Source organism: Acidovorax delafieldii 2AN (assembly GCF_000175235.1).
GTDB lineage: Bacteria > Pseudomonadota > Gammaproteobacteria > Burkholderiales > Burkholderiaceae_C > Acidovorax > Acidovorax delafieldii_B.
This window is the reverse complement of the sequence record NZ_ACQT01000017.1, coordinates 17,578-39,205: the sequence shown is the minus strand read 5'-3', so window position 1 is coordinate 39,205 and position 21,628 is coordinate 17,578. Positions and strand designations below refer to the sequence as shown.

Below are 21,628 nucleotides of genomic sequence, written 5' to 3'. Positions count from 1 at the left end.
GGGGCGCGGGGGCTGCCGAGTTGAACGATGCGCACGGGCATGAAAATCCTCCGGTGGCTGCAGACGCGATGGTGGCCATTCTAGAAGTCGGCGTGGGCAGTCCGGTTTGCCCGCTACCATCGGTGGCTGCCCCCTTGCCTCGCCGAACGTGAAACAGCCCGCCGCACCCCACCAGCCCCTGGCCGAGCGCCTGCGCCCGCGCCAGCTCTCCGAAGTGATCGGCCAGCAGCATGTGCTGGGGCCGGGCATGCCGCTGCGGTTGGCGTTCGAGTCGGGCCGGCCGCACAGTTGCATCCTCTGGGGGCCGCCGGGCGTGGGCAAGACCACCATCGCGCGGCTCATGGCCGATGCGTTCGATGCGCAGTTCATCAGCATCAGCGCCGTGCTGGGCGGCGTGAAGGACATCCGCGACGCCGTTCAGTTGGCCGAAAGCGCGCGCGACGGCCTCATGCAGCAGCGCACCATCGTGTTTGTGGACGAGGTGCACCGCTTCAACAAGAGCCAACAGGATGCCTTCCTGCCGCATGTGGAAAGCGGCCTGTTCACCTTCATTGGCGCGACCACCGAGAACCCGTCGTTCGAGGTGAACTCGGCGTTGCTGTCGCGCGCCGCCGTGTACGTGCTGCAGCCTCTGTCCACCGATGATTTGAAGCAAATTGTGGCCCTGGCCCAATCACAGCAAGCGCTTCCAGCTATTGAAAACGAAGCGATTGAACGCCTGGTGGCGTATGCCGACGGTGACGCCCGGCGCCTGCTCAACACGCTGGAAACGCTGGAGATGGCGGCGGCGCAGGAGCAACTCGCCGAGATCACCGATGCGTGGCTGCTGAAGGTGCTGGGCGAGCGCATGCGCCGCTACGACAAGGGCGGCGAGCAGTTCTACGACACCATCAGCGCGCTGCACAAGTCGGTGCGGGGCTCGGACCCCGATGCCGCGCTGTACTGGCTGGTGCGCATGCTCGATGGCGGTGCTGATCCGCGCTACATGGCGCGGCGCATCGTGCGCATGGCCTGGGAAGACATCGGCCTGGCCGACCCGCGCGCCATGCAACTGGCCAACGAGGCCGCCCAGACCTACGAGCGTCTGGGCAGCCCCGAGGGCGAACTGGCGCTGGCCCAGGCGGTGATCTACCTGGCCATGGCGCCCAAGAGCAATGCCGGCTACATGGCCTACAACAAGGCCCGCGCTTTCGTGAAGCAGGACAGCACCCGGCCCGTGCCCATGCACCTGCGCAATGCGCCCACCCAGCTCATGAAGCAGCTCGACTACGGCAAGGGCTACCGCTATGCCCACGACGAGGAGGGCGGCTTTGCCGCCGGCGAGCGCTACCTTCCCGACGGCATGGACGAACCGGGCTTTTACCAGCCGGTGGAGCGCGGCCTCGAGATCAAGATTGCGCAAAAGCTGCGCGATTTGCGCGCGCGCAATGTCGCGGCTGCCCCCGATCCGGAAAATCCCTGAGCTTTTGGCGCGAGAGAGGGCGGCGGCGTTGTTCATGCCGATCCGGCATGCCGCAGGTAATAAGTTTGCACAGCATTTGAGATAGATCCATCAATCTTTCTTATGCGCCGAGTGCTTGGCTGATGGGCCCGGAACCCAAGGGAAAACCCCGCCAGTCAAGGACGGGCCCGCAGGAAACTACTGGCTACAATCCCGACCTCAAACCCGCACAGCTGCACTTCTGGCGGGTTTTTTGCTACATGGCAGTCGGGCCCACAAGGCTGTACCGATTTCGGTGCCAAAGCGGTGGGTACGTCACAAACGAAGGACTTCTCTTATGGACATTTTGCTGCAGCAGATCATCAACGGTCTGGTTCTCGGCAGCATGTACGCCTTGATAGCCTTGGGCTACACGATGGTGTACGGCATCATTCAGCTGATCAATTTCGCCCACGGCGAAGTGCTCATGATCGGCGCTCTCACCAGTTGGAGCTGTATCGGACTCATGCAGGAGGCCATGCCGGGAGCTCCGGGCTGGCTCATCCTGCTGCTGGCCACCATCATTGCCTGCGTGGTGGCCGCCACCCTCAATTTCGTGATCGAGAAAGTGGCGTACAAGCCGCTGCGCACCAGCCCACGCCTGGCACCGCTGATCACCGCCATCGGCATGTCGATCCTGCTGCAGACGCTGGCCATGATCATCTGGAAGCCCAACTACAAGCCCTATCCCACGCTGCTATCGTCCACGCCCTTCCAGGTGGGCGGTGCCGTGATCACGTCCACCCAGATACTGATCCTGGGCGTGACCGTGGTCGCTCTGGCCTCGCTGATGTACCTGGTGAACTACACCAAGCTGGGCCGCGCCATGCGCGCCACGGCCGAAAACCCCCGCGTGGCCTCGCTGATGGGCGTGAAGCCCGACATGGTCATCTCGGCCACCTTCATCATCGGCGCCGTCCTCGCCGCCATTGCCGGCATCATGTACGCATCCAACTACGGCACGGCCCAGCACACCATGGGTTTCCTGCCGGGGCTCAAGGCCTTCACGGCGGCCGTGTTCGGCGGCATCGGCAACCTGGCCGGTGCCGTGGTGGGCGGCATTCTGCTGGGCCTGATCGAAGCCATCGGCTCGGGCTACATCGGCACGCTCACGGGCGGCCTGCTGGGCAGCCACTACACCGACATCTTTGCGTTCATCGTGCTCATCATCATCCTCACGCTGCGTCCCTCGGGGCTGCTGGGTGAACGTGTGGCCGACCGTGCCTGAGGACCTCATTCCATGAAGAACACCAAAATCCAGTGGATCGTCGGCGGCATTGCCCTGCTGGTCCTGCCACTGCTGCTGCAGTACTTCGGCAATGCCTGGGTCCGCATCGCGGATCTGGCGCTGCTCTACGTGATGCTGGCCCTGGGCCTGAACATCGTGGTCGGCTACGCCGGCCTGCTCGACCTGGGCTATGTGGCCTTCTACGCCGTGGGGGCCTACCTCTTCGGCCTGATGGCATCGCCGCATCTGACCGATACCTTCACGTCGTTTGCCTCCATGTTCCCGGACGGGCTGCACACTTCGCTGTGGGTGGTGATACCGCTGGCCGCGCTGGTGGCCGCGGTGTTCGGGGCCGTGCTGGGCGCGCCAACGCTCAAGCTGCGCGGTGACTACCTCGCCATCGTGACGCTGGGCTTCGGCGAAATCATCCGCATCTTCCTGAACAACCTGGACCACCCCGTAAACCTGACCAACGGGCCCAAGGGCATCGGCCAGATCGACTCGGTCAAGATCTTCGGCCTCGACCTGGGCAAGCGCCTGGAACTGTTCGGCTTTGACATCAACTCCGTCACGCTCTACTACTACCTGTTCCTGCTGCTGGTGATCGTCAGTATCGTCATCTGCTACCGCCTGCAGGATTCGCGCATCGGCCGCGCCTGGATGGCCATCCGCGAAGACGAGATCGCCGCCAAGGCCATGGGCATCAACACCCGCAACATGAAGCTGCTGGCCTTTGGCATGGGCGCCTCGTTCGGCGGCGTGTCGGGCGCCATGTTCGGTGCCTTCCAGGGCTTCGTGTCGCCCGAGTCGTTCAGCCTGATGGAGTCGGTCATGATCGTCGCCATGGTGGTGCTGGGTGGCATTGGCCACATCCCCGGCGTGATCCTGGGTGCCGTGCTGCTGTCGGCCCTGCCCGAGGTGCTGCGCTACGTGGCCGGTCCGCTGCAGGCCATGACCGATGGACGCCTGGATTCCGCCATCCTGCGCCAGCTGCTGATCGCGCTGGCCATGATCATCATCATGCTGCTGCGCCCCCGCGGCCTGTGGCCTTCGCCCGAGCATGGCAAGAGCCTTACGCAGAAGACCTGAACAGCACAGAAAGTCAGAAACATGGCAGAGAACATCCAGAATTCGGCCGGCGAAGTGGTGCTGAAGGTGGCGGGCATTTCCAAGCGCTTCGGCGGCCTGCAGGCCCTGTCCGACGTGGGCATCACCATCCAGCGCGGCCAGGTCTACGGCCTGATCGGCCCCAACGGTGCCGGCAAGACCACGTTCTTCAACGTGATCACCGGCCTCTACACGCCCGACAGTGGTACGTTCGAGCTGGCCGGCAAGCCCTATGAGCCCACGGCCGTGCACGAAGTGGCCAAGGCGGGCATCGCCCGCACCTTCCAGAACATCCGGCTTTTCGCCGAGATGACGGCGCTGGAGAACGTGATGGTCGGGCGCCACATCCGCACCCATTCCGGGCTGTTGGGCGCGGTGTTCCGCACCAAGGGTTTCAAGGAAGAAGAGGCCGCCATCGCCAAGCGGGCGCAAGAACTGCTGGACTACGTGGGCATCGGCAAATTTGCCGACTACAAGGCGCGCACGCTGTCGTACGGCGACCAGCGCCGCCTCGAAATTGCCCGGGCCCTGGCCACCGATCCGCAGCTCATCGCCCTGGACGAGCCCGCCGCCGGCATGAATGCCACCGAGAAGGTGCAGCTGCGCGAGCTGATCGACCGCATCCGCAACGACAACCGCACCATCCTGCTGATCGAGCACGACGTGAAGCTGGTGATGGGCCTGTGCGACCGCGTGACGGTGCTGGACTACGGCAAGCAGATCGCCGAAGGCACCCCCGCCACCGTGCAGAAGAACGAAAAAGTGATTGAGGCCTATCTGGGCACCGGAGGACATTGAGAATGGCCGAAAAATCCAACAAGGTACTGCTGCAGGTCAAGGGCCTGAAGGTGGCCTACGGCGGTATCCAGGCCGTGAAGGGCGTGGACTTCGAAGTGCGCGAAGGCGAGCTGGTCTCGCTGATCGGCTCCAACGGCGCCGGCAAGACCACCACCATGAAGGCCATCACGGGCACGCTGCCCATCAACGATGGCGACATCGAGTACCTGGGTGAAAGCATCAAGGGCAAGGGCGCCTGGGATCTGGTGAAGAAGGGCCTGGTGATGGTGCCGGAAGGCCGCGGCGTGTTTGCGCGCATGACCATCACCGAAAACCTGCAGATGGGCGCCTACATCCGCAACGACAAGGCGGGCATTGCCGCCGACATCGAGAAGATGTTCACCATCTTCCCGCGCCTGCGCGAGCGCAAGGACCAGCTGGCCGGCACCATGTCCGGCGGCGAGCAGCAGATGCTGGCCATGGGCCGCGCGCTGATGAGCCAGCCCAAGGTGTTGCTGCTCGACGAGCCCTCCATGGGCCTGTCGCCCATCATGGTGGACAAGATCTTCGAGGTGGTGCGCGACGTGTACGCCCTGGGCGTGACCATTGTGCTGGTCGAGCAGAACGCCAGCCGAGCGTTGGCGATTGCCGATCGCGGTTACGTCATGGAATCGGGCCTGATCACCATGACCGGGCCGGGCCAGGAATTGCTGAACGACCCTCGGGTGCGTGCGGCCTACCTGGGCGAGTGACGCGCAGCGCCCCGGCCTGCGTTCATGCAAGGGCATTGCACAGTGTGCAGTGCCTTTTTTGTTGGAGTGCACTGCTATAAAGTGCATAGCTGCTTGCGTCCACGGAGCAAGCACAAACAGCCATTTTGGCTTAGAGTGTGCCCCCCCAACGTCTGGCACCGCATTCCATGAACTTCCTGCAATCGATTCCCGTCACCCTGCAAGCCGTGCTGCTGCTGGTGGCCAGCAATGTCTTCATGACTTTCGCCTGGTATGGCCACCTGAAGAACTTCGCGACATCGCCCTGGTACGTGGCGGCACTGGTGAGCTGGGGCATTGCCCTGTTCGAATACCTGCTGCAGGTGCCCGCCAACCGCATCGGCTACACCCAGCTCGACGTGGGGCAGCTCAAGATCCTGCAGGAAGTGATCACGCTCTCGGTTTTTGTGCCGTTTGCCGTGTTCTACCTCGACCAGCCCCTCAAGTGGGACTATCTCTGGGCGGGGCTGTGCATGGTGGGTGCGGTGTATTTCATCTTCCGCGGCGCCTGAGGGGGCGTGGGCGCGGCCCCCTCGCCGGGGGGCAGGGCGAACCGCGCAAGGGCGCGGGGTTAAACTCGCCGTGTTTCATCCTTGTCACAAATGGGTCATGCCCCTGTCATGAGCAGGTGGGCTGTGCCCTGTGTTTATCCCGTTTCCGCCCTAGGAGCTCCCATGCTGTTTGGCAAGCTGTTGCCGCGCGAAGGTAATTTTTTCGAGATGTTCAACCAGCATGCAGAGCGCATCGTCGAGGCCGCACGGGCCTTTTCGCAGCTGGTGGCGAACTACAGCGACCCGCACCTGCGCGACAAGTACAACCAGGACGTGGACAATGCCGAGCGTGCCGCCGACCGCGTGACCCAGGACGTCAACCGCCTGATCCACAAGACCTTCATCACGCCGATCGACCGCGAGCAGATCCACACGCTCATCAACACGATGGACGACGTCGCCGACTTGATCCAGGACTCGGCCGAAACGATGGCGCTGTACGACGTGCACCACATGACCGACGAAATCACGCGCCTCACGGACCTCAGCGTGAAGTGCTGCGAGCGCTTGCGCGATGCCGTCAAGCTGCTTGACAAGATCGCCGACCCGGCGGTTGCCGAAGCCGCCCTCAAGACCTGCGAAGAGATCGACCGGCTCGAGAGCGACGCCGACCGCGTCATGCGCGCGGCCATGAGCAAGCTGTTCCGCGAAGAGCCCGATGTGCGCGAGGTGATCAAGCTCAAAGCCATCTATGAGCTGCTCGAAACCATTACCGACAAGTGCGAGGACGTGGCCAACACCATCGAGGGCATCGTCCTCGAGAACTCCTGATCCGCAGGGCGCATCAACATGGAAACCGCACAAACGGCCCTGTGGGTTGTTGTCCTGCTCGTGGCGTTGGCGATCCTGTTCGATTTCATGAACGGGTTCCACGACGCCGCCAATTCGATTGCCACGGTGGTGTCCACCGGGGTGCTCAAGCCGGCCCAGGCCGTGCTTTTTGCCGCGTTCTTCAACGTGGTGGCCATTTTCATCTTCCACCTGAGCGTGGCCGCCACGGTGGGTAAGGGCATCGTCCAGCCGGGCGTGGTGGACACCCATGTGGTGTTCGGCGCGCTGGTGGGAGCCATCACCTGGAACGTGATCACCTGGTACTACGGTATTCCCAGCAGTTCGTCGCACGCACTGATCGGCGGCATCGTGGGCGCCGTGATGGCGAAGGCGGGCGCGGGTTCGCTGATCTCCGCGGGTATCCTGAAGACCGTGGCGTTCATCTTCGTGTCGCCACTGCTGGGCTTCCTGCTCGGTTCGCTCATGATGGTGCTGGTGTCGTGGATCTTCCGGCGCACGCGCCCCAGCAAGGTCGATAAGTGGTTTCGCCGCCTGCAACTGGTGTCTGCGGGCGCCTACAGCCTGGGCCACGGCGGCAATGATGCGCAGAAAACCATCGGCATCATCTGGCTGCTGCTGATTGCCACGGGTTATGCCTCGGCCACAGACGCCTCTCCGCCGACCTGGACCATCGTGTGCTGTTACGTGGCCATCGGCCTGGGCACCATGTTCGGCGGCTGGCGCATCGTGAAGACGATGGGGCAGAAGATCACCAAGCTCAAACCCGTGGGCGGCTTCTGCGCGGAAACGGGCGGGGCGCTGACGCTTTTCCTGGCGACCGCGCTGGGCATCCCCGTGTCCACCACGCACACCATCACCGGCGCGATTGTCGGCGTGGGTTCGACGCAGCGGGCCAGCGCAGTGCGCTGGGGCGTGGCGGGCAACATCATCTGGGCCTGGGTGCTGACCATTCCGGCCAGCGCCTTCGTGGCCGCCATCGCCTACTGGGTCAGTCTGCAACTCTATTGATCGCGCAGTTGCTATCAAAAAAAGAGCCTGCAGCGCTTGTACATCAAGCGCTGCAGGCTCTTCTTGCTTCAAGACCGGCTCACTGCGAGATCTTGCGGGCTTCCTCGATCTGGTATTCGAAGTAGCGCTGAAAGCTGAAGGCCAGGCTGGCCATGAGCACGGCCGTACCAATCATCAGCGCCAGCCCGACGGCGAAAATGGTGGCCCAGCGCGTGCGCCCCGCCGGCGCATCGGCCGCGGCGGCCGGATTGAAGCGGGCGTTCCATTTCTCGGGGGCCATCAGCCCGTACAGAATGGCCTGCAGCGCGCAGCCCGCAATCGTGAACCCCAGCAAGGGAATCAGGACCCAGCTGTAGTGGTCGTCCTGTCCCAGTTGCTGCACGCGCTGGATGCCGTACAGGCCCAGTGCTGTGGGAATGGGCAGCATCCAGCCCAACAGATCGCCAAGGCCGTGCAGATAAAAGCGGTGCAGGCCCAGCGGCCCGCCCATGAAGGCGAGCCATGCCGCCACGGTCTTGTTTTTCATTGCCGCGCTGCCCCCGGGTGCAAAGCAGCCCCATCGGGGCTGGGGGCTGCGGTTCCAGGTCGGCCTACGCTGTGCGGCATCGCCGTGGCCTGCAAGGCCGGGGACCCCACGAAGTGGGGAGGGCGGGAGGAATTGTTCATCCCCCGATTATTCCGGCGAAGTGGTGTCTCCGGCGCCCAGGGTCTTTTCCATCAGCACGATGTCCCGCCAGGCGCCGAATTTCCAGCCGACCGAGCGCATGACGCCCACGTCGGTGAAGCCCAGGGCCCGGTGTACGCCGATCGACCCGGCGTTGGCCGAGTCGCCAATCACGGCCAGCAGCTTGCGCACGCCGGCGGCTTGCGCCTGCACGGCCAGCTCCGCCAGCAGCTTGCGGCCCACGCCCATGCCGCGGGCGCTGTCGGCCACGTAGATCGAGTCCTCGGCGGAAAAGCGGTAGGCCGGGCGCGGCTTGAACCAGTTGGCATAGGCGAAGCCCAGAACCTGGCCGTCCTTCTCCGCCACCAGCCAGGGCAGGCCGCGGGCCAGCACGTCCTTGCGCCGAGCGGCCATGTCGGCTTCCGTGGGGGGATCGATCTCGAACGTGCCCGTGCCGTGGAGCACATGGTGCTGGTAAATGGCGGTAATGGCGGGGATATCCTGGTCGGTACTGGGTCGAATGGTGGGCATGGATGGGAGCGTGCTGCGCACGCGAAGGGTTAGAAAATCAGGGGCAGGCCCCGGTCACTGCATAGAAGACCACGTGTATCGCGCCCCTTGCCGGGCGCAGCACCCGCCCTGGCGTGGGCCTTTTACCCGCTTTTTGCAAGGGCCTGGTGCACGCAACCGCACCCACAGCAAGGGCCGTGCAGGCGCATTGGCCAGGCAGGGCAGGAGGATGCACCTGGAGACCACGGGCCTGCAGACCCCAAGGGAGTGCGTAAAAGTGCATAACTCGCTTCGAGGAAATGGATATAATCGCGGGCTTTGCAGCGTGTCGCTGGCCGGGTGGCCATGTCGCGTGTCTCAAGCGTTGCGAATATGGTTGCGAACACTGTGGCTCAAGGCAATTGTTGCCGGAGTTCACCACCCGAAGGATAAATCATGGTCGTCATTCGACTCTCCCGCGGCGGCTCCAAGGGCCGTCCTTTCTTCAACATCGTTGTTGCTGACAAGCGCGTGCGCCGTGATGGCCGCTTCATCGAGCGCATCGGCTTCTACAACCCCACCGCCAAGGAAACCGAAGAAGGTCTGCGCATCGTGCAAGACCGTCTGACGTACTGGAAGAGCGTGGGCGCCCAGTCCTCGCCTACCGTGGACCGCCTGATCAAGCAAGCCGCCAAGAAGGCTGCTTAAAGCACCCCCCTCGAAAGGGCGGGTTCCGTTGGCTTGCCCGGCGGAACCCGCCCTTTTGTTTTTGCACCGAGAAAACCCATGGCCACACCCCTGCAGCTCGAATCTGCCGAACTTCCTGCCGACGCCGTGGAGGTGGGGCGCATTGCTGACGCCTGGGGCGTGAAGGGCTGGTTCAAGGTGCTGTCGCACAGCGCCAGCCCCGAGGCGCTGTTTTCGTCCAAGCGCTGGTACCTGCAACCGTCGGAGCGCGGCGCCAAGACGTTTTCGGGCACGGCGCTGCTGCAGATTCGCCAGGCCAAGGACCATTCCGACACGGTCGTGGCGTGGGCCCAGGGCATCGACGACCGGGATGCTGCCGAAGCCCTGCGCGGGGCGCGCATTTTCGTGCCGCGTTCGAGTTTCCCGTCCACCACCGAAGACGAGTATTACTGGGTCGATCTGATCGGCCTGCAGGTCGTCAACCGCGAAGGCGTGGCGCTGGGGCTGGTGCGCGAACTCATGTCCACCGGGCCGCAGACGGTGCTGGTGCTGGCCTATGAGCAGGATGGCAAGGCGCTGGAGCGCATGATTCCGTTCGTCTCGGCTTTCGTCGACAAGGTGGATTTGCCTGAAAAGCGCATCACGGTCGACTGGCAGCCCGACTACTGAGCCGCCAGCACGCCGGCGCAGCGCACCATGCGGTTTGACATCATCACCCTGTTTCCCGAACTGTTCGCGCCTTTTCTGGCCAGCGGCGTGACCCGCCGCGCCTACGCCAGCGGGCAGGTCGACGTGCACCTGTGGAACCCGCGTGACCATGCCGAGGGCAATTACCGCCGCGTGGACGATCGTCCTTTCGGCGGCGGGCCGGGCATGGTGATGCTGGCCGAGCCCCTGGCGCGTTGCCTTGCGGCCATCCGCGCCGAACGCGGTGAGGCGGTGTCTGCGCAGGCGCCGCTGGTGCTTTTTTCGCCCATTGGCGAATCGCTCAACCACGCTGCGGTGGAGCGCTGGTCGGCCAGCACGGGGGCCATCTTGCTGTGTGGGCGTTACGAAGGAATCGACCAGCGTTTCATCGACGCCCACGTTGATCAGCAGATGAGCCTGGGTGATTTCGTTCTTTCGGGTGGTGAAATTGCCGCCATGGCCTTGCTCGATGCTGTGGCCCGGCTGCAGCCAGGGGTGCTCCACGCTGAGGGCAGCCACCAGCTCGACAGTTTCAACCCGGCGCTGGACGGCCTGCTTGATTGCCCGCACTACACGCGCCCGGAAGAGTGGGCAGGGCGCGCGGTGCCTTCGGCGCTGATGTCGGGGCACCATGCCCAGATCGAACGCTGGCGCCGCGATCAGCGGCTGGCAGTGACCGCGCAGCACCGGCCCGACCTGATCGAGGCGGCGCGCCGTGCGGGGCGGCTGGCGCCTGCGGACGAGGCGGTATTGGCCAAGCTGGGCTGAATTGCTATAATCAAAGGCTTTTCGATCCTCTGGCCGGCCGTTTTGCCCCAGGCTTTGCACGCAGAGCCCGCAAAACCCTGAACCGTCAATCCCGACGCAGCCACTTTTGGCGCGGACAAGATCGTTGGATGTCAAACATGAACCTGATCCAGACCCTGGAAGCGGAAGAAATCGCCCGCTTGAACAAGACCATCCCCGAATTCGCCCCTGGTGACACCGTCATCGTGAGCGTGAACGTGGTCGAAGGCACCCGCAAGCGCGTGCAGGCCTACGAAGGCGTGGTGATCGCCAAGCGCAACCGTGGCCTGAACAGCGGCTTCACCGTGCGCAAGATCTCCAGCGGCGAAGGCGTGGAGCGCACGTTCCAGACCTACAGCCCGCTGATCGCCGGCATCGAAGTCAAGCGCCGCGGTGATGTGCGCCGCGCCAAGCTGTACTACCTGCGCGATCGCAGCGGCAAGTCGGCACGTATCAAGGAAAAGCTGCCTTCGCGTGCCAAGGCTGCTGCCACCGCCGCATAAGGCGCAGGCAAGCCCTGAACGCAGCCGCTACAGCATCTGCCTGTAGCGGCTTTTTGCATTCTGGGGCTGGCTCGCTGCTGTTCATCAAGGCTTGCTTTGGATCCTTCCATTCCTCAACCCTCCCGTGCGCCCGCGGTGCCGCTGTCGTCGCTGCCCGATTTCGACCCGCGCGGCGTTCCGGTGGCGGGGGTGGACGCGCATTTGCCCGCTGTGCCCGCGCAGGCCCAGACTCCGCAGGCCCTGCGTGCTCGGTTTGCTCACCCGCCGGTGTGGACACCCGAGGTCGTGCTTGAAAAGAAGTTTCTCGACCGTGCGCCGGCCCATGCGTCCGTGCTGGTGCCCATTGTGCTGCGTGAGCAGCCCACGGTGCTGCTGACCGAGCGGACGTTACACCTGTCGACCCACTCGGGACAGGTGGCCTTTCCAGGCGGGAAGGCCGATCCACAAGACGTGTCGGCCGCTGACACGGCCCTGCGGGAGGCCGAGGAGGAGGTGGGTCTGGAGCGGCGCTTCGTGGAGGTGCTGGGGGCCTTGCCCACGTATGTGACGGGCTCATCGTTCATCATCACGCCCGTGGTGGCACTCGTGCAGCCCGATTGCGAACTGCACCCCAATCCCTACGAAGTGGCCGACGTGTTCGAGGTGCCGCTCGCGTTTGTCCTCAACCCCGCCCACCACCGGCGCCATGTTTTCGAGTGGCAGGGCGTGCGGCGCGAGTGGTTTTCCATGCCGTACCAGGATGGCCAGCACGACCGCTTCATCTGGGGCGCCACCGCTGGCATGCTGCGCAACTTCTACCGATTCATGCTGGCCTGACGGCGCGGGTGTGGGCGGGCTGAACCACCAGTATCATTGCCGTCCATGAGTTTCTTCGCCATCCTGTTCGCTCTGCTGATCGAGCAGGCCCGCCCACTGGCACGCACCAACCCGATCCACGCAGGTTTGCGGGCTTGGGCTTTGTCCGTCAGCCGTAATTTCGACGCCGGCAAGCCACACCACGGTTGGGTGGCGTGGTGCCTGGCCGTGCTGGTCCCGGCGCTGGTCACGCTGGCCGTCCACTGGCTGCTGCTGCTGGGGCTGGGTTGGCCCTTTGCCGTGGTGTGGAGTGTGGCGGTGCTGTACGTCACCCTGGGTTTTCGGCAGTTCAGTCACCATTTCACCGGGATTCGCGATGCGCTGGAAGAGGGTGATGAGGACCGGGCGCGTGAGCGTCTGGCCCATTGGCAGCAGGTCGATGTCGGAGCGCTGCCGCGCAGCGAGATCGTGCGCCATGTGATCGAGTATTCGGCGCTGGCGGCGCATCGCCATGTGTTTGGCGTGCTGGCCTGGTTTTCGGTGCTGGCGGCCCTGGGGCTGGGGCCCACAGGGGCGGTGCTGTACCGGCTGGCCGAATTCGTGTCGCGCTACTGGCAGTACAGGGAGCGCACGGGTGTGCAGCCCGCCAGCCCGGCCTTGCAGCGTGCGTCGGCGCAGGCCTGGACCCTGATCGACTGGCTGCCCGCGCGCATGACCGCCCTGAGTTTTGCCGTGGTGGGCAGCTTTGAAGAGGCCATCGAGGGCTGGCGCTTTCATGCGCAGCGCTTTCCCAACGACAACGATGGGGTCGTGCTGGCCGCGACGGCGGGGGCCATCAACGTGCGGCTGGGCGGTGAGGCCTTGCGCGCCCGCCCCGATCTGCAGACTCCGCAGGGGCTGGAAATCGACGCCGACATTGGCGACAGCGACAGCACCCCCGGCCGCGAGCCTGAAGTGGGGCATCTGCGCAGCGTGGTGGGGTTGGTCTGGCGATCGGTGGTGGTGTGGATGCTGCTGCTCGCGCTGTTGACCCTGGCACGCTTGCTGGGCTGAGGCCATCGCCCCGCCGGCCGCTGGTGAGGCCCCCCCGCTCAGGGGCCGCGCCCTGCGGCCTGGCCAACTTGGCAAGGCAAGGCACGGTGCGTGGCGCGCTGGCGGGCCACCGGAGCCATGGGCCAGAGGGCCCGGCATCTCTCGGGCATCAATACCGGGTGTGGCTCAGCTCGGCGAATAAATCACTATAAATTTTGTAGCGACTGGCGCTTATGCCATCTGCGGTGAGGGTATTTTCAAGGGCTGAAAGAACGCCGCAGCCGGGTTCGTGCAGGTGGGTGCAGTTGTAGAACTTGCAGTCCGTGGCGTGGGCCGCGATATCGGGCATGCACGAGGCCAGCTGCATGGGCGCGATGTGCTGTAGGCCAAATTCCTGAAAGCCCGGGGAATCGATCAGCGCAGTGGTGCGGGCTCCGTCCACCCAATACCAGGTCGTGCTGGTGGTGGTGTGCTTGCCGGAGTTGAGGGCCTGTGAGATCTCTCCGGTCAACACGCTGGCCCCCGGCACCAGCAGGTTGATCAGCGTGCTCTTGCCCGAACCCGAGGGCCCCAGCACCAGCGTGGTCTTGCCCTGCAGGTGCTGCATGAGCAGGGTGCGATCGACCTCTGCCGACAGCGAAAGCGACAGCGGCAGCACGCCGTAATGGTGGCCGCCGCCCATGTGGCGGTAGGGCAGCAGGCGCTCCCAGGCGCGGGCAAAGGGCTCGACCAGGTCGCTCTTGTTCAGTGCGATCAATGGCTGGATGCCTGCGGCCTCGGCGGCGATCAGTGCGCGGGCCAGCTGGCTTTCGGAAAAGACCGGCTCGGCGGCGATCAGGATCAGGATCTGGTCCAGATTCGCGGCGAAGGACTTGGTGCGGATCTCGTCCTGTCGGTAGAACAGGTTGCGCCGCTCCAGTACCTTCTCGATGGTGCCTTCCTCGCCCTGGCCCGGCGGGGGCGACTGCCACAGTACGTGGTCGCCCACCACCGCCTGGCTTTTCTTGCCCCTTGGGTGGCAGATGCGGCGCTGTCCATCGGGCGTTTCCACCATGCAGTGGCGCCCGTGCCCTGCCACCACAAGTCCCTCCATCAGGGCGCTGCGCTCAGTCATGGGGGCGGGCCACGGGGTTCATGCCAGCAGGGCGTCGAAACGGGACGCGCAATCGAAGTCGGTGGCGGAGATGCCCTGGACGTCGTGCGTGTTCAGGCGCACCACGCAGCGGTTGTAGTGCACCGAGAGGTCGGGGTGGTGATCCTGGGCGTTGGCAATGAAGGCCACGGCGTTCACGAACGAGATGGTCTCGTAGTAGTTGGCGAAATGGTAGGTCTTCTCGATGGCCACGTCGGCGCCATCGCCGCTCAGGGACCAGCCTTCGATCTTGGCCAGGTTTGCTACTACTTCAGTAGCTGTCAGCGCACGGCGGGTGAGCGCTGACCAGTCTTTTATATTCAACATTGTGGTCATGATCGGGCGGAAGGGGTCATGCGTGCCAGCCGTTCGGTGGCGGGAGGGTGCGAATAGTAGAACCTCACATACACCGGATCGGGCGTGAGCGTGGAGGCGTTGTCTTCGTAGAGCTTGAGCAGCGCCGACGAGAGATCGGCACCGCTGGACTGGGCAACGGCGTAGGCGTCGGCCTCGAACTCATGGCGTCGTGAAATCCAGGCAGACAGCGGTGCAATGAACAGCGTGAAGACGGGTACCACCAGCAGAAACAGCAGCAGCGCCAAGGCGTCATTGGGAGCGGCGGCCACGGTGGGGTTCAGCGAGATATTGGGGCGCACGCCCAGTCCCGTATAGAACCACACCTGGGTGGACAGCCAGCCCAGCAGGGCAAAGCCCGCCAGGCTCATGGCAAACAAGCTCACCACGCGCTTGAGAATATGGCGGTGCTTGAAGTGCCCCAGTTCGTGGGCCAGTACGGCCTCCACCTCACCCGGGGAGAGCTGGCGCAGCAGGGTGTCATAGAAGACCACGCGCTTGGCGGCACCGAAGCCCGTGAAATAGGCATTGGCGTGGGCGCTGCGGCGGCTGCCATCCATCACGAAAAGGCCCTTGGCGGCAAAGCCGCAGCGCTGCATCAGTGCTGTGACACGGGCCTTGAGAGAGTCGTCCTCAAGGGGCTGGAACTTGTTGAAAAGCGGGGCGATGACGGTGGGGTAAACCACCATCAGCAGCAGATTGAAGCCCATCCACAGGCCCCAGGCCCACAGCCACCACAGGGGGCCGGCCGCGCCCATCAGCCACAGGATCAGTGCAGCCACGGGCAGGCCGATCAACGCGCCCACGAGCGCTGACTTGGCCAGGTCGGCCAGCCACAGGGACGGCGTCATCTTGTTGAAACCAAAGCGCTGTTCGATCACGAAAGTCTGGTACAGCGAAACCGGCAGGTCGATGGCCGCGCTGATGGCCACAAATGCCGCCAGCAGCGCCAGTTGTTGCGCCATGCCACCCCCCAGGGCCGCCATGAGGGCCTGGTTCAGGGCGTCGAGCCCGCCCAGCAGTGTCCAGCCCAGCAGAACCACGGCGCCCAGCGCCATCTCGAGAAGGCTGAAGCGCGCCTTGGTGATGGTGTAGGCAGCGGCCTTCTGATGTGCCGCCAACGAGATACGTGCCGCAAAGGTCTCGGGTACTGCGCTGCGGTGTTGCGCCACGTGACGCATTTGCCGCGAGGCCAGCCAGAATTTGAGCAAAAGGCCTGCGCAGAGCACCGCCGCAAAGGCCAGGGTGAGCGCAAAAGAGGGCGAAAGGGCGTCGGGCGTGGGCATGTAGGGCGAGTTTAGGCCATCGGCGACAATGCGCGCCATGTCTGAAGCCAACAACCCCGCCCCCCCCGTGCTCACCAAATCGGACCAGAACCTGGTCTGGCTCGACTGCGAGATGACCGGCCTGGAACCCGACACCGACCGGCTGCTGGAGATCGCCGTTGTCGTGACCGGCCCGCAACTTGAACCCCGCGTCGAAGGCCCTGTCTTCGCCATCCACCAGGCCGACGAATTGCTGGACCGGATGGATGCCTGGAACAAGGGCACACATGGGCGCAGTGGCCTGATCGACAAGGTCAAGGCGTCCACCATCACCGAAGCGCAGGCCGAGCAGCAGATTCTCGATTTCCTGGCGCAGTACGTGCCCAAGGGGACGGCCCCCATGTGTGGCAACAGCATTGGCCAGGACCGCCGTTTCCTGGTGCGCTACATGCCTCGGCTGGAGCGCTTTTTCCATTACCGCAACGTGGACGTCAGCACCCTCAAGGAACTGGCCAAGCGCTGGAAGCCAGAGGCCTACACCAGTTTCAAGAAGGCCCAGAAGCACACCGCGCTGGCCGACGTGCACGAGAGCATCGACGAGCTGGCCCACTATCGCGTACACCTGCTGTCGGTGTGAGGTCGCGGCGGAGCATCCGCCATGGGGTCTGCGGCAGGGTGAGGGCGGGGCGCGCATACCGCTCCTGCAGGCCGCAGCCCGGGCTGATCGCTACAGAAAGAATGCATGAACATTGCGTGCGGCGTTTGCGGTGAAGGGCAATCCGTATCCGCGTTGGAATGCAGGGCTTGCGGGAAAACCCTGGTCGTGCCATAATTGAAGGCTGCGCAGGAAGCTCCTCGCAGTTTGTGCATCTCCCCTCACACACCGGGCCTGCCAGCCAGCTGTCAATCACAGCATCGGACTGGCGAACAACGCCCACCAGCATCCGCCCAGAGTGGATGCAGGTTTCGTTTGATGGTTGATGTTTTTTAACCATTGACGAAGCCATCGCAGGCTGCGCCTGCGAACGTCTTCGTGAGAGAAAAATTCATGACCGACACCTCTTTGGTGCAGGGCGATTTCGCGCCTGCAGATACTTCTATTGCTGCCGATATTTCCGTGCAGTCCGTTACCGAATCTGTGGATGAGGCCATTGCGGCCGAGCCCAACGGGTTCATCGAACTGGGCCTGGCGCCCGAGTTGGTGCAGGCCGTGGCGGACCTGGGCTACACCCAGCCCACCAGCGTGCAGCTCAAGGCCATCCCCCTGGCCATGGGCGCGGGCGACGACGCCAAGCGCTTCATCGACCTCATGGTGTCCAGCCAAACGGGTAGTGGCAAGACCGCCGCCTTCCTGCTGCCTGTGCTGCACACGCTGATCCAGCAGCAAGCCGAAGCCGAGGCCGAAGAGCGCGCCGCCTTCGAGCGTGCCGTGGCCGAAGCCGCAGTGCGTGGTGAACCAGCCCCCAAGCGCGCCAAGCGCAAGGACCCTACCAACGCGCGCAATTTTAAGGCCGCTACGCCCGGCGCCCTGATCCTGTGCCCTACGCGTGAACTGGCGCAGCAGGTGGCGCACGACGCCATCGACCTTGTCAAGCACTGCCGCGGCCTGCGCGTAGCCAACGTGGTGGGCGGCATGCCGTACCAGTTGCAGATCGCCAAGCTGCAGAATGCCAATCTCGTGGTTGCAACCCCCGGCCGCCTGCTTGACCTGCAGCGCTCGATGCAGATCAAGCTCGACAAGGTGCAGTTCCTGGTGGTGGACGAGGCCGACCGCATGCTTGACCTGGGCTTCTCGGACGACCTGGCCGAGCTGAACCAGCTGACCAGCCAGCGCAAGCAGACCATGATGTTCAGCGCCACCTTTGCGCCGCGCATCCAGCAACTGGCCATGCGCGTGATGCACGACGGTGGTGCCTCGGTTCAGAAGGTCACCATTGACTCCCCCCAGGAGAAGCATGCCAACATCAAGCAGATGCTTTACTGGGCCGACAACGCCCAGCACAAGCGCAAGCTGCTCGACCACTGGCTGCGCGACACCACGATCAACCAGGCCATCGTGTTCGCCAGCACCCAGGTGGAGTGCGATGGCTTGGCCAATGACCTGCAGCAAGACGGCTTCTCGGCTGTGGCCCTGCATGGCGCCCTGAGCCAGGGTCTGCGCAATCGCCGCTTGATGGCGCTGCGCGCTGGCCAGGTTCAGATCCTGGTGGCCACCGACGTGGCTGCGCGTGGCATCGACGTGCCCACGATCACCCACGTGTTCAACTTCGGTCTGCCCATGAAGGCCGAGGACTACACCCACCGCATTGGCCGCACGGGCCGTGCCGGCCGCGATGGGTTGGCTATCACGTTCGCCGAGTTCCGCGACCGCCGCAAGATCTACGACATTGAGTCGTACAGCCGGCAGCAGTTCAAGGCCGATGTGGTTCCTGGCATGGAGCCATCGCAACGCGCACCGCAGGCGCCCCGTGGTGGCGACTTTGGCGGCCGAGGCCGCCCAGGGGGTTACGACCGTGACAGCCGTGACCGCAGATTCGGTGGCCCGGCCCGTGGTGGCAATGACCGCGGTGGCTTTGGTGGTGGTTTTGGCGGCGGCTTTGCCGGTCGCGACAACCGCGGTGCCCCCGCTCGCGGTGAAGGCGGCGGTGGTTTCGCTGGCCGTGACGATCGTGGTTTTGCTTCGCGCCGCGACGGCGAGGGCTATGGCCGCAAGCCCGGTTTTGGTGATGCTGGCCGTGGCGGTTTTGCGCCCCGGGGCGATGCAGGAGCGCCGCGCGGTGACTTCGCTTCGCGCAAGCCGGCGTTTTCCAAGCCGGCCGGGGCGGGTGGTGGCAAGCCTTTCGTGCCCCACGATGCCCGCAAGCGCCCTGCGCGCCCCGCACGCTGAGTTTGCTGCGCAGGTCACTGCTGGTTGAAAAGGGCTGGTTCCGTGAGGGGCCAGCCCTTTTTCCTGGGGCGCCTGCTGGCCGATGCGTGCGCTCCGGTCAGGGCTGCGTACCCGCCTGGGCGTAGCCATACAGGCGCTCGGGCGGCACCCGCGACAGCAGGTTCTTGTCGTCAGCCGCGGGGCTGGTGATGGCGTAGGCGGGTTCTGCGGTGTTGCGATGCAAGGTCGTTGTCACGCTACGGCCCTGTGCGTCCGTGACGGCTGCCACCAGGGGCGTGCGGGCCTCTGCGCCACGCCGCATCACCACCCCCAGCTCTCCGGACGCGAGTTTCACCAGACTTCCTGGGGGGTAGATCCCCAGTACCTTGATGATGGTGGAGGAGAGCACGCCCCCCTTGTCGTCCCGAAACATCTGGCGGGCGGCGTCCTGGACCGTCATCGGTGGACGGATTGCACGGGGGCTGATCCGTGCCATGAAGACATCGGCCATGCGCAGCACTTGTGTCAGTTCGTCGATTTCTGTCAAACCGGTGGGGTATCCGTCTCCGGTAGTTTGCTCGTGGTGCTGGCGCACGGCATCGAGCCAGTGGCTGTCGGTGATGCCTGCTTCAGCCAGCTGGGCCGCGCTGTCGGTGGGATGGGTGCGTAACTGTGCGCGCTGGCGGTCCAGCACGGGATAGTCCTGACCGGCCATCTGGCCTTGCAGGTCCGCGATGCTGACATTCATGGTGAGTGCGGCAAGGGTGATGAGGCGGACGCGTGCTGCAGTCCATTCCATGCGCTGGGCGATGAGAATGCACAGCAACGCGGTGTAGATGCTGTGGCTGTAGCCATAACGCAGGTGCCGGGCCTGGTCCTGGCGCACAGCCATGAAGATGGCGATGTCCGCATCCAGTTCGGCCAGTGTGATCAGTTCCTCGGCCAGCACCTCTATGTATTCTGGGAAGTTGGGTGCGAGCGGCAGATCGTGCACCAACCTTTCCAGGGTGTCGATGGCATCAGACCAGCGCGCATAGATGCTTTTTCGCGGTTGTGGCGCAGGGGCGGCAAGGGCCTCTACCGCACGCTTCTCCTCCAAGTCCACGTACATGCCCCGCTCCAGCAATACCTCCAGTTGCGCGGCATTGGCGACCACATGCCCCTGCGCCAGCAGCAGCGTGCAGTCGTGGTTGCGAACATTCCAGGGCAATGGGACATTCAGCTGGATTTCCGATTCCACCAGTTTCAACAATTGCATGGCCGAGCCTTGGTTGAACGCATCGCTGCATCATGTGCGCCTGTCTGGCGCGGGTGTATCGGTGGGTTGCTATGGGTGGCGGCCCTCGGACATCGACATGGTCAACCGTGCGAGGCGGCGCGGCCGATTTCAGGCCACCGGTGATGCAGGTATATCCAGGCCAGCAGGCCTACGCCCATCATCAGTAGCGACGCGGCCGCCAGCCACACCGTCGAATGCATCACCAGCGGGGCCACCACCCCCGCCACGATGCCGTTGGCTGTGGAGCCCACAAAGGCCTGCAGCGACGAGGCCATGCCGCGGCGCAGCGGGTACAGGTCGAGCACCAGCAGGGTGACCACCGGAACCATCAATGCCCAGCCAAACGCAAACACGGCAATCGGTACCAGCGCCCAGCTGGCATGCGCTGGCAGCACGGCATTGGCGGCCAGGTTGATGACGGCCACCACAAACATGATCACGAAGCCGTGCCGGATCTGCCGCTTGGGTGCAATGCGCCCCGCCAGCCGGCCGCTCAGCCATGCGCCCCCCATGATGCCCGAGATGGTGAGCCCGAAAAACCAGAAAAACTGTGTCGGAGCCAACCCCAAATGCTCCCCCAGGAAGGCCGGGGCCGACAGCACGTAGAGGAACATGCCATTGAACGGCACGCCGCTGGCGAGCGCCAGCAGGAGAAAACGCATGCTCGAGCCCAATTCCCAATACCCCCGCATCAAGTGCGGTATGTTGAAGGGCTGGCGCAGTTCTACTTGCAGGGTTTCGGGCAGCAGTCGCAGGTTGGCCACCCACAGAACCACCCCCACCAGGGTCAGGAACCAGAAAACGCTGTGCCAGCCCAGGTGGACAAACAGCCATCCCCCCACGATGGGGGCAACCGCGGGCGCGACGCCGAAGTAGATGGTGACCTGGCTCATCACCTTCTGGGCCTGGGCGGGCGGAAACATGTCGCGGATGACAGCCCGGGACACCACGATGCCCGCGCCTGTGGAGAGCCCCTGCATGGCGCGAAAGAAAACGAGCTGTTCGATGCTCTGTGAGAGCGCGCATCCCGCCGAGGCGATGGTGAACATTGCCAGGCCTGTCAGAACCACGGGCCTACGGCCGAAGCTGTCGGCCAGTGCGCCGTGGAACAGGTTCATGAAGGCAAAGCCGAACAGATAGGCCGACAGCGTCTGCTGCATCTGTACCGGGGTCGCCCCCAGGGCCGAGGCAATGCCTGAGAACGCCGGTAAGTAAGTGTCGATCGAAAACGGCCCAAGCATGCCCAGCACTGCCAGCAGCACGGCCAGCGCCCACCGGGGGGCACGCCAGAGCAGGTGGGCTTGTGGATTCATGGCTGGTCTGATGAGGTGATGGGGATGGTAGGAAGCTGCACCGCCGATGGCGCAGGGCCCCGG

The 21,628-nt window shown here is 64.4% G+C and carries 23 protein-coding genes; 16 read left to right on the top strand and 7 right to left on the bottom strand.

Annotation, left to right across the window (positions count from 1 at the left end):
* The first annotated feature begins 148 nt into the window (after window positions 1-148).
* The 8 genes from ACDELDRAFT_RS04960 to ACDELDRAFT_RS04925 all read left to right on the top strand — a co-directional run bounded on the left by ACDELDRAFT_RS04960 (window position 149) and on the right by ACDELDRAFT_RS04925 (window position 7,713).
* Complete coding sequence (locus ACDELDRAFT_RS04960) at window positions 149-1,462, top strand: replication-associated recombination protein A (protein ID WP_005794068.1); 1,314 nt, start codon at window positions 149-151, stop codon at window positions 1,460-1,462.
* A gap of 316 nt (window positions 1,463-1,778) precedes the next feature.
* A complete protein-coding gene (locus ACDELDRAFT_RS04955; protein ID WP_005794066.1) occupies window positions 1,779-2,708 on the top strand; it encodes a branched-chain amino acid ABC transporter permease in 930 nt (309 codons plus the stop codon).
* Window positions 2,709-2,720: 12 nt separating this feature from the next.
* Window positions 2,721-3,797 carry an ABC transporter permease subunit gene (locus ACDELDRAFT_RS04950; protein WP_005794064.1) on the top strand — a complete coding sequence of 359 codons (1,077 nt, stop codon included), beginning with the start codon at window positions 2,721-2,723 and terminating at the stop codon, window positions 3,795-3,797.
* Between the two features lie 21 nt (window positions 3,798-3,818).
* A complete protein-coding gene (locus ACDELDRAFT_RS04945; protein ID WP_005794062.1) occupies window positions 3,819-4,613 on the top strand; it encodes an ABC transporter ATP-binding protein in 795 nt (264 codons plus the stop codon).
* A 2-nt stretch (window positions 4,614-4,615) separates the two neighbouring features.
* Window positions 4,616-5,344: an ABC transporter ATP-binding protein gene (locus ACDELDRAFT_RS04940; RefSeq protein WP_005794060.1), complete on the top strand. Its 729-nt coding sequence runs from the start codon at window positions 4,616-4,618 to the stop codon at window positions 5,342-5,344.
* 167 nt (window positions 5,345-5,511) lie between these two features.
* A complete protein-coding gene (locus ACDELDRAFT_RS04935) occupies window positions 5,512-5,874 on the top strand; it encodes a DMT family protein (RefSeq protein WP_005794057.1) in 363 nt (120 codons plus the stop codon).
* A gap of 162 nt (window positions 5,875-6,036) precedes the next feature.
* Window positions 6,037-6,684 (top strand): DUF47 domain-containing protein, encoded by a 648-nt coding sequence (locus ACDELDRAFT_RS04930; RefSeq protein WP_005794055.1) that lies wholly within the window; start codon window positions 6,037-6,039, stop codon window positions 6,682-6,684.
* Window positions 6,685-6,702: 18 nt separating this feature from the next.
* A complete protein-coding gene (locus ACDELDRAFT_RS04925; protein WP_005794053.1) occupies window positions 6,703-7,713 on the top strand; it encodes an inorganic phosphate transporter in 1,011 nt (336 codons plus the stop codon).
* A 79-nt stretch (window positions 7,714-7,792) separates the two neighbouring features.
* Here the strand turns inward: ACDELDRAFT_RS04925 and ACDELDRAFT_RS04920 are convergent, their stop codons facing one another.
* The gene (locus ACDELDRAFT_RS04920; protein WP_005794051.1) at window positions 7,793-8,239 is read right to left on the bottom strand and encodes a hypothetical protein; all 447 of its coding nucleotides are present in this window, start codon (window positions 8,237-8,239) and stop codon (window positions 7,793-7,795) included.
* 147 nt (window positions 8,240-8,386) lie between these two features.
* Window positions 8,387-8,908, bottom strand: a complete 522-nt coding sequence (locus ACDELDRAFT_RS04915) for a GNAT family N-acetyltransferase (protein WP_005794049.1) — start codon at window positions 8,906-8,908, stop codon at window positions 8,387-8,389.
* 414 nt (window positions 8,909-9,322) lie between these two features.
* On the opposite strand from ACDELDRAFT_RS04915, the gene rpsP reads away from it, so the two are divergent.
* The 6 genes from rpsP to ACDELDRAFT_RS04885 all read left to right on the top strand — a co-directional run bounded on the left by rpsP (window position 9,323) and on the right by ACDELDRAFT_RS04885 (window position 13,377).
* Window positions 9,323-9,574 (top strand): 30S ribosomal protein S16, encoded by a 252-nt coding sequence (gene rpsP / locus ACDELDRAFT_RS04910; RefSeq protein WP_005794048.1) that lies wholly within the window; start codon window positions 9,323-9,325, stop codon window positions 9,572-9,574.
* 78 nt (window positions 9,575-9,652) lie between these two features.
* Entirely contained in the window at window positions 9,653-10,222 is a 570-nt protein-coding gene (gene rimM / locus ACDELDRAFT_RS04905; protein ID WP_005794046.1) for a ribosome maturation factor RimM, read from the top strand.
* A gap of 27 nt (window positions 10,223-10,249) precedes the next feature.
* Window positions 10,250-11,008, top strand: a complete 759-nt coding sequence (trmD, locus tag ACDELDRAFT_RS04900; RefSeq protein WP_005794044.1) for a tRNA (guanosine(37)-N1)-methyltransferase TrmD — start codon at window positions 10,250-10,252, stop codon at window positions 11,006-11,008.
* A 137-nt stretch (window positions 11,009-11,145) separates the two neighbouring features.
* The gene (rplS, locus tag ACDELDRAFT_RS04895; protein WP_005794043.1) at window positions 11,146-11,529 is read left to right on the top strand and encodes a 50S ribosomal protein L19; all 384 of its coding nucleotides are present in this window, start codon (window positions 11,146-11,148) and stop codon (window positions 11,527-11,529) included.
* Between the two features lie 96 nt (window positions 11,530-11,625).
* The gene (locus tag ACDELDRAFT_RS04890; protein WP_232504722.1) at window positions 11,626-12,345 is read left to right on the top strand and encodes a CoA pyrophosphatase; all 720 of its coding nucleotides are present in this window, start codon (window positions 11,626-11,628) and stop codon (window positions 12,343-12,345) included.
* Window positions 12,346-12,390: 45 nt separating this feature from the next.
* Window positions 12,391-13,377: a CobD/CbiB family protein gene (locus ACDELDRAFT_RS04885; RefSeq protein ID WP_005794038.1), complete on the top strand. Its 987-nt coding sequence runs from the start codon at window positions 12,391-12,393 to the stop codon at window positions 13,375-13,377.
* A gap of 148 nt (window positions 13,378-13,525) precedes the next feature.
* On the opposite strand, the gene rsgA is transcribed toward ACDELDRAFT_RS04885, so the two are convergent.
* From rsgA to ACDELDRAFT_RS04870, 3 genes are read right to left on the bottom strand one after another with little or no spacing between them, the layout of a single operon-like run.
* Entirely contained in the window at window positions 13,526-14,470 is a 945-nt protein-coding gene (gene rsgA / locus ACDELDRAFT_RS04880) for a ribosome small subunit-dependent GTPase A (RefSeq protein WP_005794036.1), read from the bottom strand.
* A gap of 18 nt (window positions 14,471-14,488) precedes the next feature.
* Complete coding sequence (locus ACDELDRAFT_RS04875) at window positions 14,489-14,824, bottom strand: 4a-hydroxytetrahydrobiopterin dehydratase (protein WP_005794035.1); 336 nt, start codon at window positions 14,822-14,824, stop codon at window positions 14,489-14,491.
* Window positions 14,821-16,167, bottom strand: a complete 1,347-nt coding sequence (locus ACDELDRAFT_RS04870) for a M48 family metallopeptidase (protein ID WP_232504721.1) — start codon at window positions 16,165-16,167, stop codon at window positions 14,821-14,823. The genes ACDELDRAFT_RS04875 and ACDELDRAFT_RS04870 overlap by 4 nt, the downstream gene beginning before the upstream one ends.
* Here ACDELDRAFT_RS04870 and orn point away from each other — a divergent pair.
* Window positions 16,166-16,744, top strand: coding sequence for an oligoribonuclease (gene orn, locus ACDELDRAFT_RS04865; protein ID WP_040328125.1), 579 nt, complete (start codon window positions 16,166-16,168; stop codon window positions 16,742-16,744). The genes ACDELDRAFT_RS04870 and orn overlap by 2 nt on opposite strands.
* A gap of 411 nt (window positions 16,745-17,155) precedes the next feature.
* Complete coding sequence (locus tag ACDELDRAFT_RS04860) at window positions 17,156-18,994, top strand: DEAD/DEAH box helicase (protein WP_005794030.1); 1,839 nt, start codon at window positions 17,156-17,158, stop codon at window positions 18,992-18,994.
* Between the two features lie 97 nt (window positions 18,995-19,091).
* Here the strand turns inward: ACDELDRAFT_RS04860 and ACDELDRAFT_RS04855 are convergent, their stop codons facing one another.
* Window positions 19,092-20,231, bottom strand: coding sequence for an HD-GYP domain-containing protein (locus tag ACDELDRAFT_RS04855; protein ID WP_005794028.1), 1,140 nt, complete (start codon window positions 20,229-20,231; stop codon window positions 19,092-19,094).
* 101 nt (window positions 20,232-20,332) lie between these two features.
* The gene (locus ACDELDRAFT_RS04850; RefSeq protein ID WP_005794026.1) at window positions 20,333-21,565 is read right to left on the bottom strand and encodes a multidrug effflux MFS transporter; all 1,233 of its coding nucleotides are present in this window, start codon (window positions 21,563-21,565) and stop codon (window positions 20,333-20,335) included.
* Between the last annotated feature and the right edge of the window lie 63 nt (window positions 21,566-21,628).

Coding starts and splice junctions, on each gene's coding strand:
- ACDELDRAFT_RS04955 (WP_005794066.1), top strand. CDS start 1,779: ATGGACATTTTGCTGCAGCAGATCATCAACGGTCTGGTTCTCGGCAGC.
- ACDELDRAFT_RS04950 (WP_005794064.1), top strand. CDS start 2,721: ATGAAGAACACCAAAATCCAGTGGATCGTCGGCGGCATTGCCCTGCTG.
- ACDELDRAFT_RS04945 (WP_005794062.1), top strand. CDS start 3,819: ATGGCAGAGAACATCCAGAATTCGGCCGGCGAAGTGGTGCTGAAGGTG.
- ACDELDRAFT_RS04940 (WP_005794060.1), top strand. CDS start 4,616: ATGGCCGAAAAATCCAACAAGGTACTGCTGCAGGTCAAGGGCCTGAAG.
- ACDELDRAFT_RS04935 (WP_005794057.1), top strand. CDS start 5,512: ATGAACTTCCTGCAATCGATTCCCGTCACCCTGCAAGCCGTGCTGCTG.
- ACDELDRAFT_RS04930 (WP_005794055.1), top strand. CDS start 6,037: ATGCTGTTTGGCAAGCTGTTGCCGCGCGAAGGTAATTTTTTCGAGATG.
- ACDELDRAFT_RS04925 (WP_005794053.1), top strand. CDS start 6,703: ATGGAAACCGCACAAACGGCCCTGTGGGTTGTTGTCCTGCTCGTGGCG.
- ACDELDRAFT_RS04920 (WP_005794051.1), bottom strand. CDS start 8,239: ATGAAAAACAAGACCGTGGCGGCATGGCTCGCCTTCATGGGCGGGCCG.
- ACDELDRAFT_RS04915 (WP_005794049.1), bottom strand. CDS start 8,908: ATGCCCACCATTCGACCCAGTACCGACCAGGATATCCCCGCCATTACC.
- rpsP (WP_005794048.1), top strand. CDS start 9,323: ATGGTCGTCATTCGACTCTCCCGCGGCGGCTCCAAGGGCCGTCCTTTC.
- rimM (WP_005794046.1), top strand. CDS start 9,653: ATGGCCACACCCCTGCAGCTCGAATCTGCCGAACTTCCTGCCGACGCC.
- trmD (WP_005794044.1), top strand. CDS start 10,250: ATGCGGTTTGACATCATCACCCTGTTTCCCGAACTGTTCGCGCCTTTT.
- rplS (WP_005794043.1), top strand. CDS start 11,146: ATGAACCTGATCCAGACCCTGGAAGCGGAAGAAATCGCCCGCTTGAAC.
- ACDELDRAFT_RS04885 (WP_005794038.1), top strand. CDS start 12,391: ATGAGTTTCTTCGCCATCCTGTTCGCTCTGCTGATCGAGCAGGCCCGC.
- rsgA (WP_005794036.1), bottom strand. CDS start 14,470: ATGACTGAGCGCAGCGCCCTGATGGAGGGACTTGTGGTGGCAGGGCAC.
- ACDELDRAFT_RS04875 (WP_005794035.1), bottom strand. CDS start 14,824: ATGACCACAATGTTGAATATAAAAGACTGGTCAGCGCTCACCCGCCGT.
- orn (WP_040328125.1), top strand. CDS start 16,166: ATGTCTGAAGCCAACAACCCCGCCCCCCCCGTGCTCACCAAATCGGAC.
- ACDELDRAFT_RS04870 (WP_232504721.1), bottom strand. CDS start 16,167: ATGGCGCGCATTGTCGCCGATGGCCTAAACTCGCCCTACATGCCCACG.
- ACDELDRAFT_RS04860 (WP_005794030.1), top strand. CDS start 17,156: ATGACCGACACCTCTTTGGTGCAGGGCGATTTCGCGCCTGCAGATACT.
- ACDELDRAFT_RS04855 (WP_005794028.1), bottom strand. CDS start 20,231: ATGCAATTGTTGAAACTGGTGGAATCGGAAATCCAGCTGAATGTCCCA.
- ACDELDRAFT_RS04850 (WP_005794026.1), bottom strand. CDS start 21,565: ATGAATCCACAAGCCCACCTGCTCTGGCGTGCCCCCCGGTGGGCGCTG.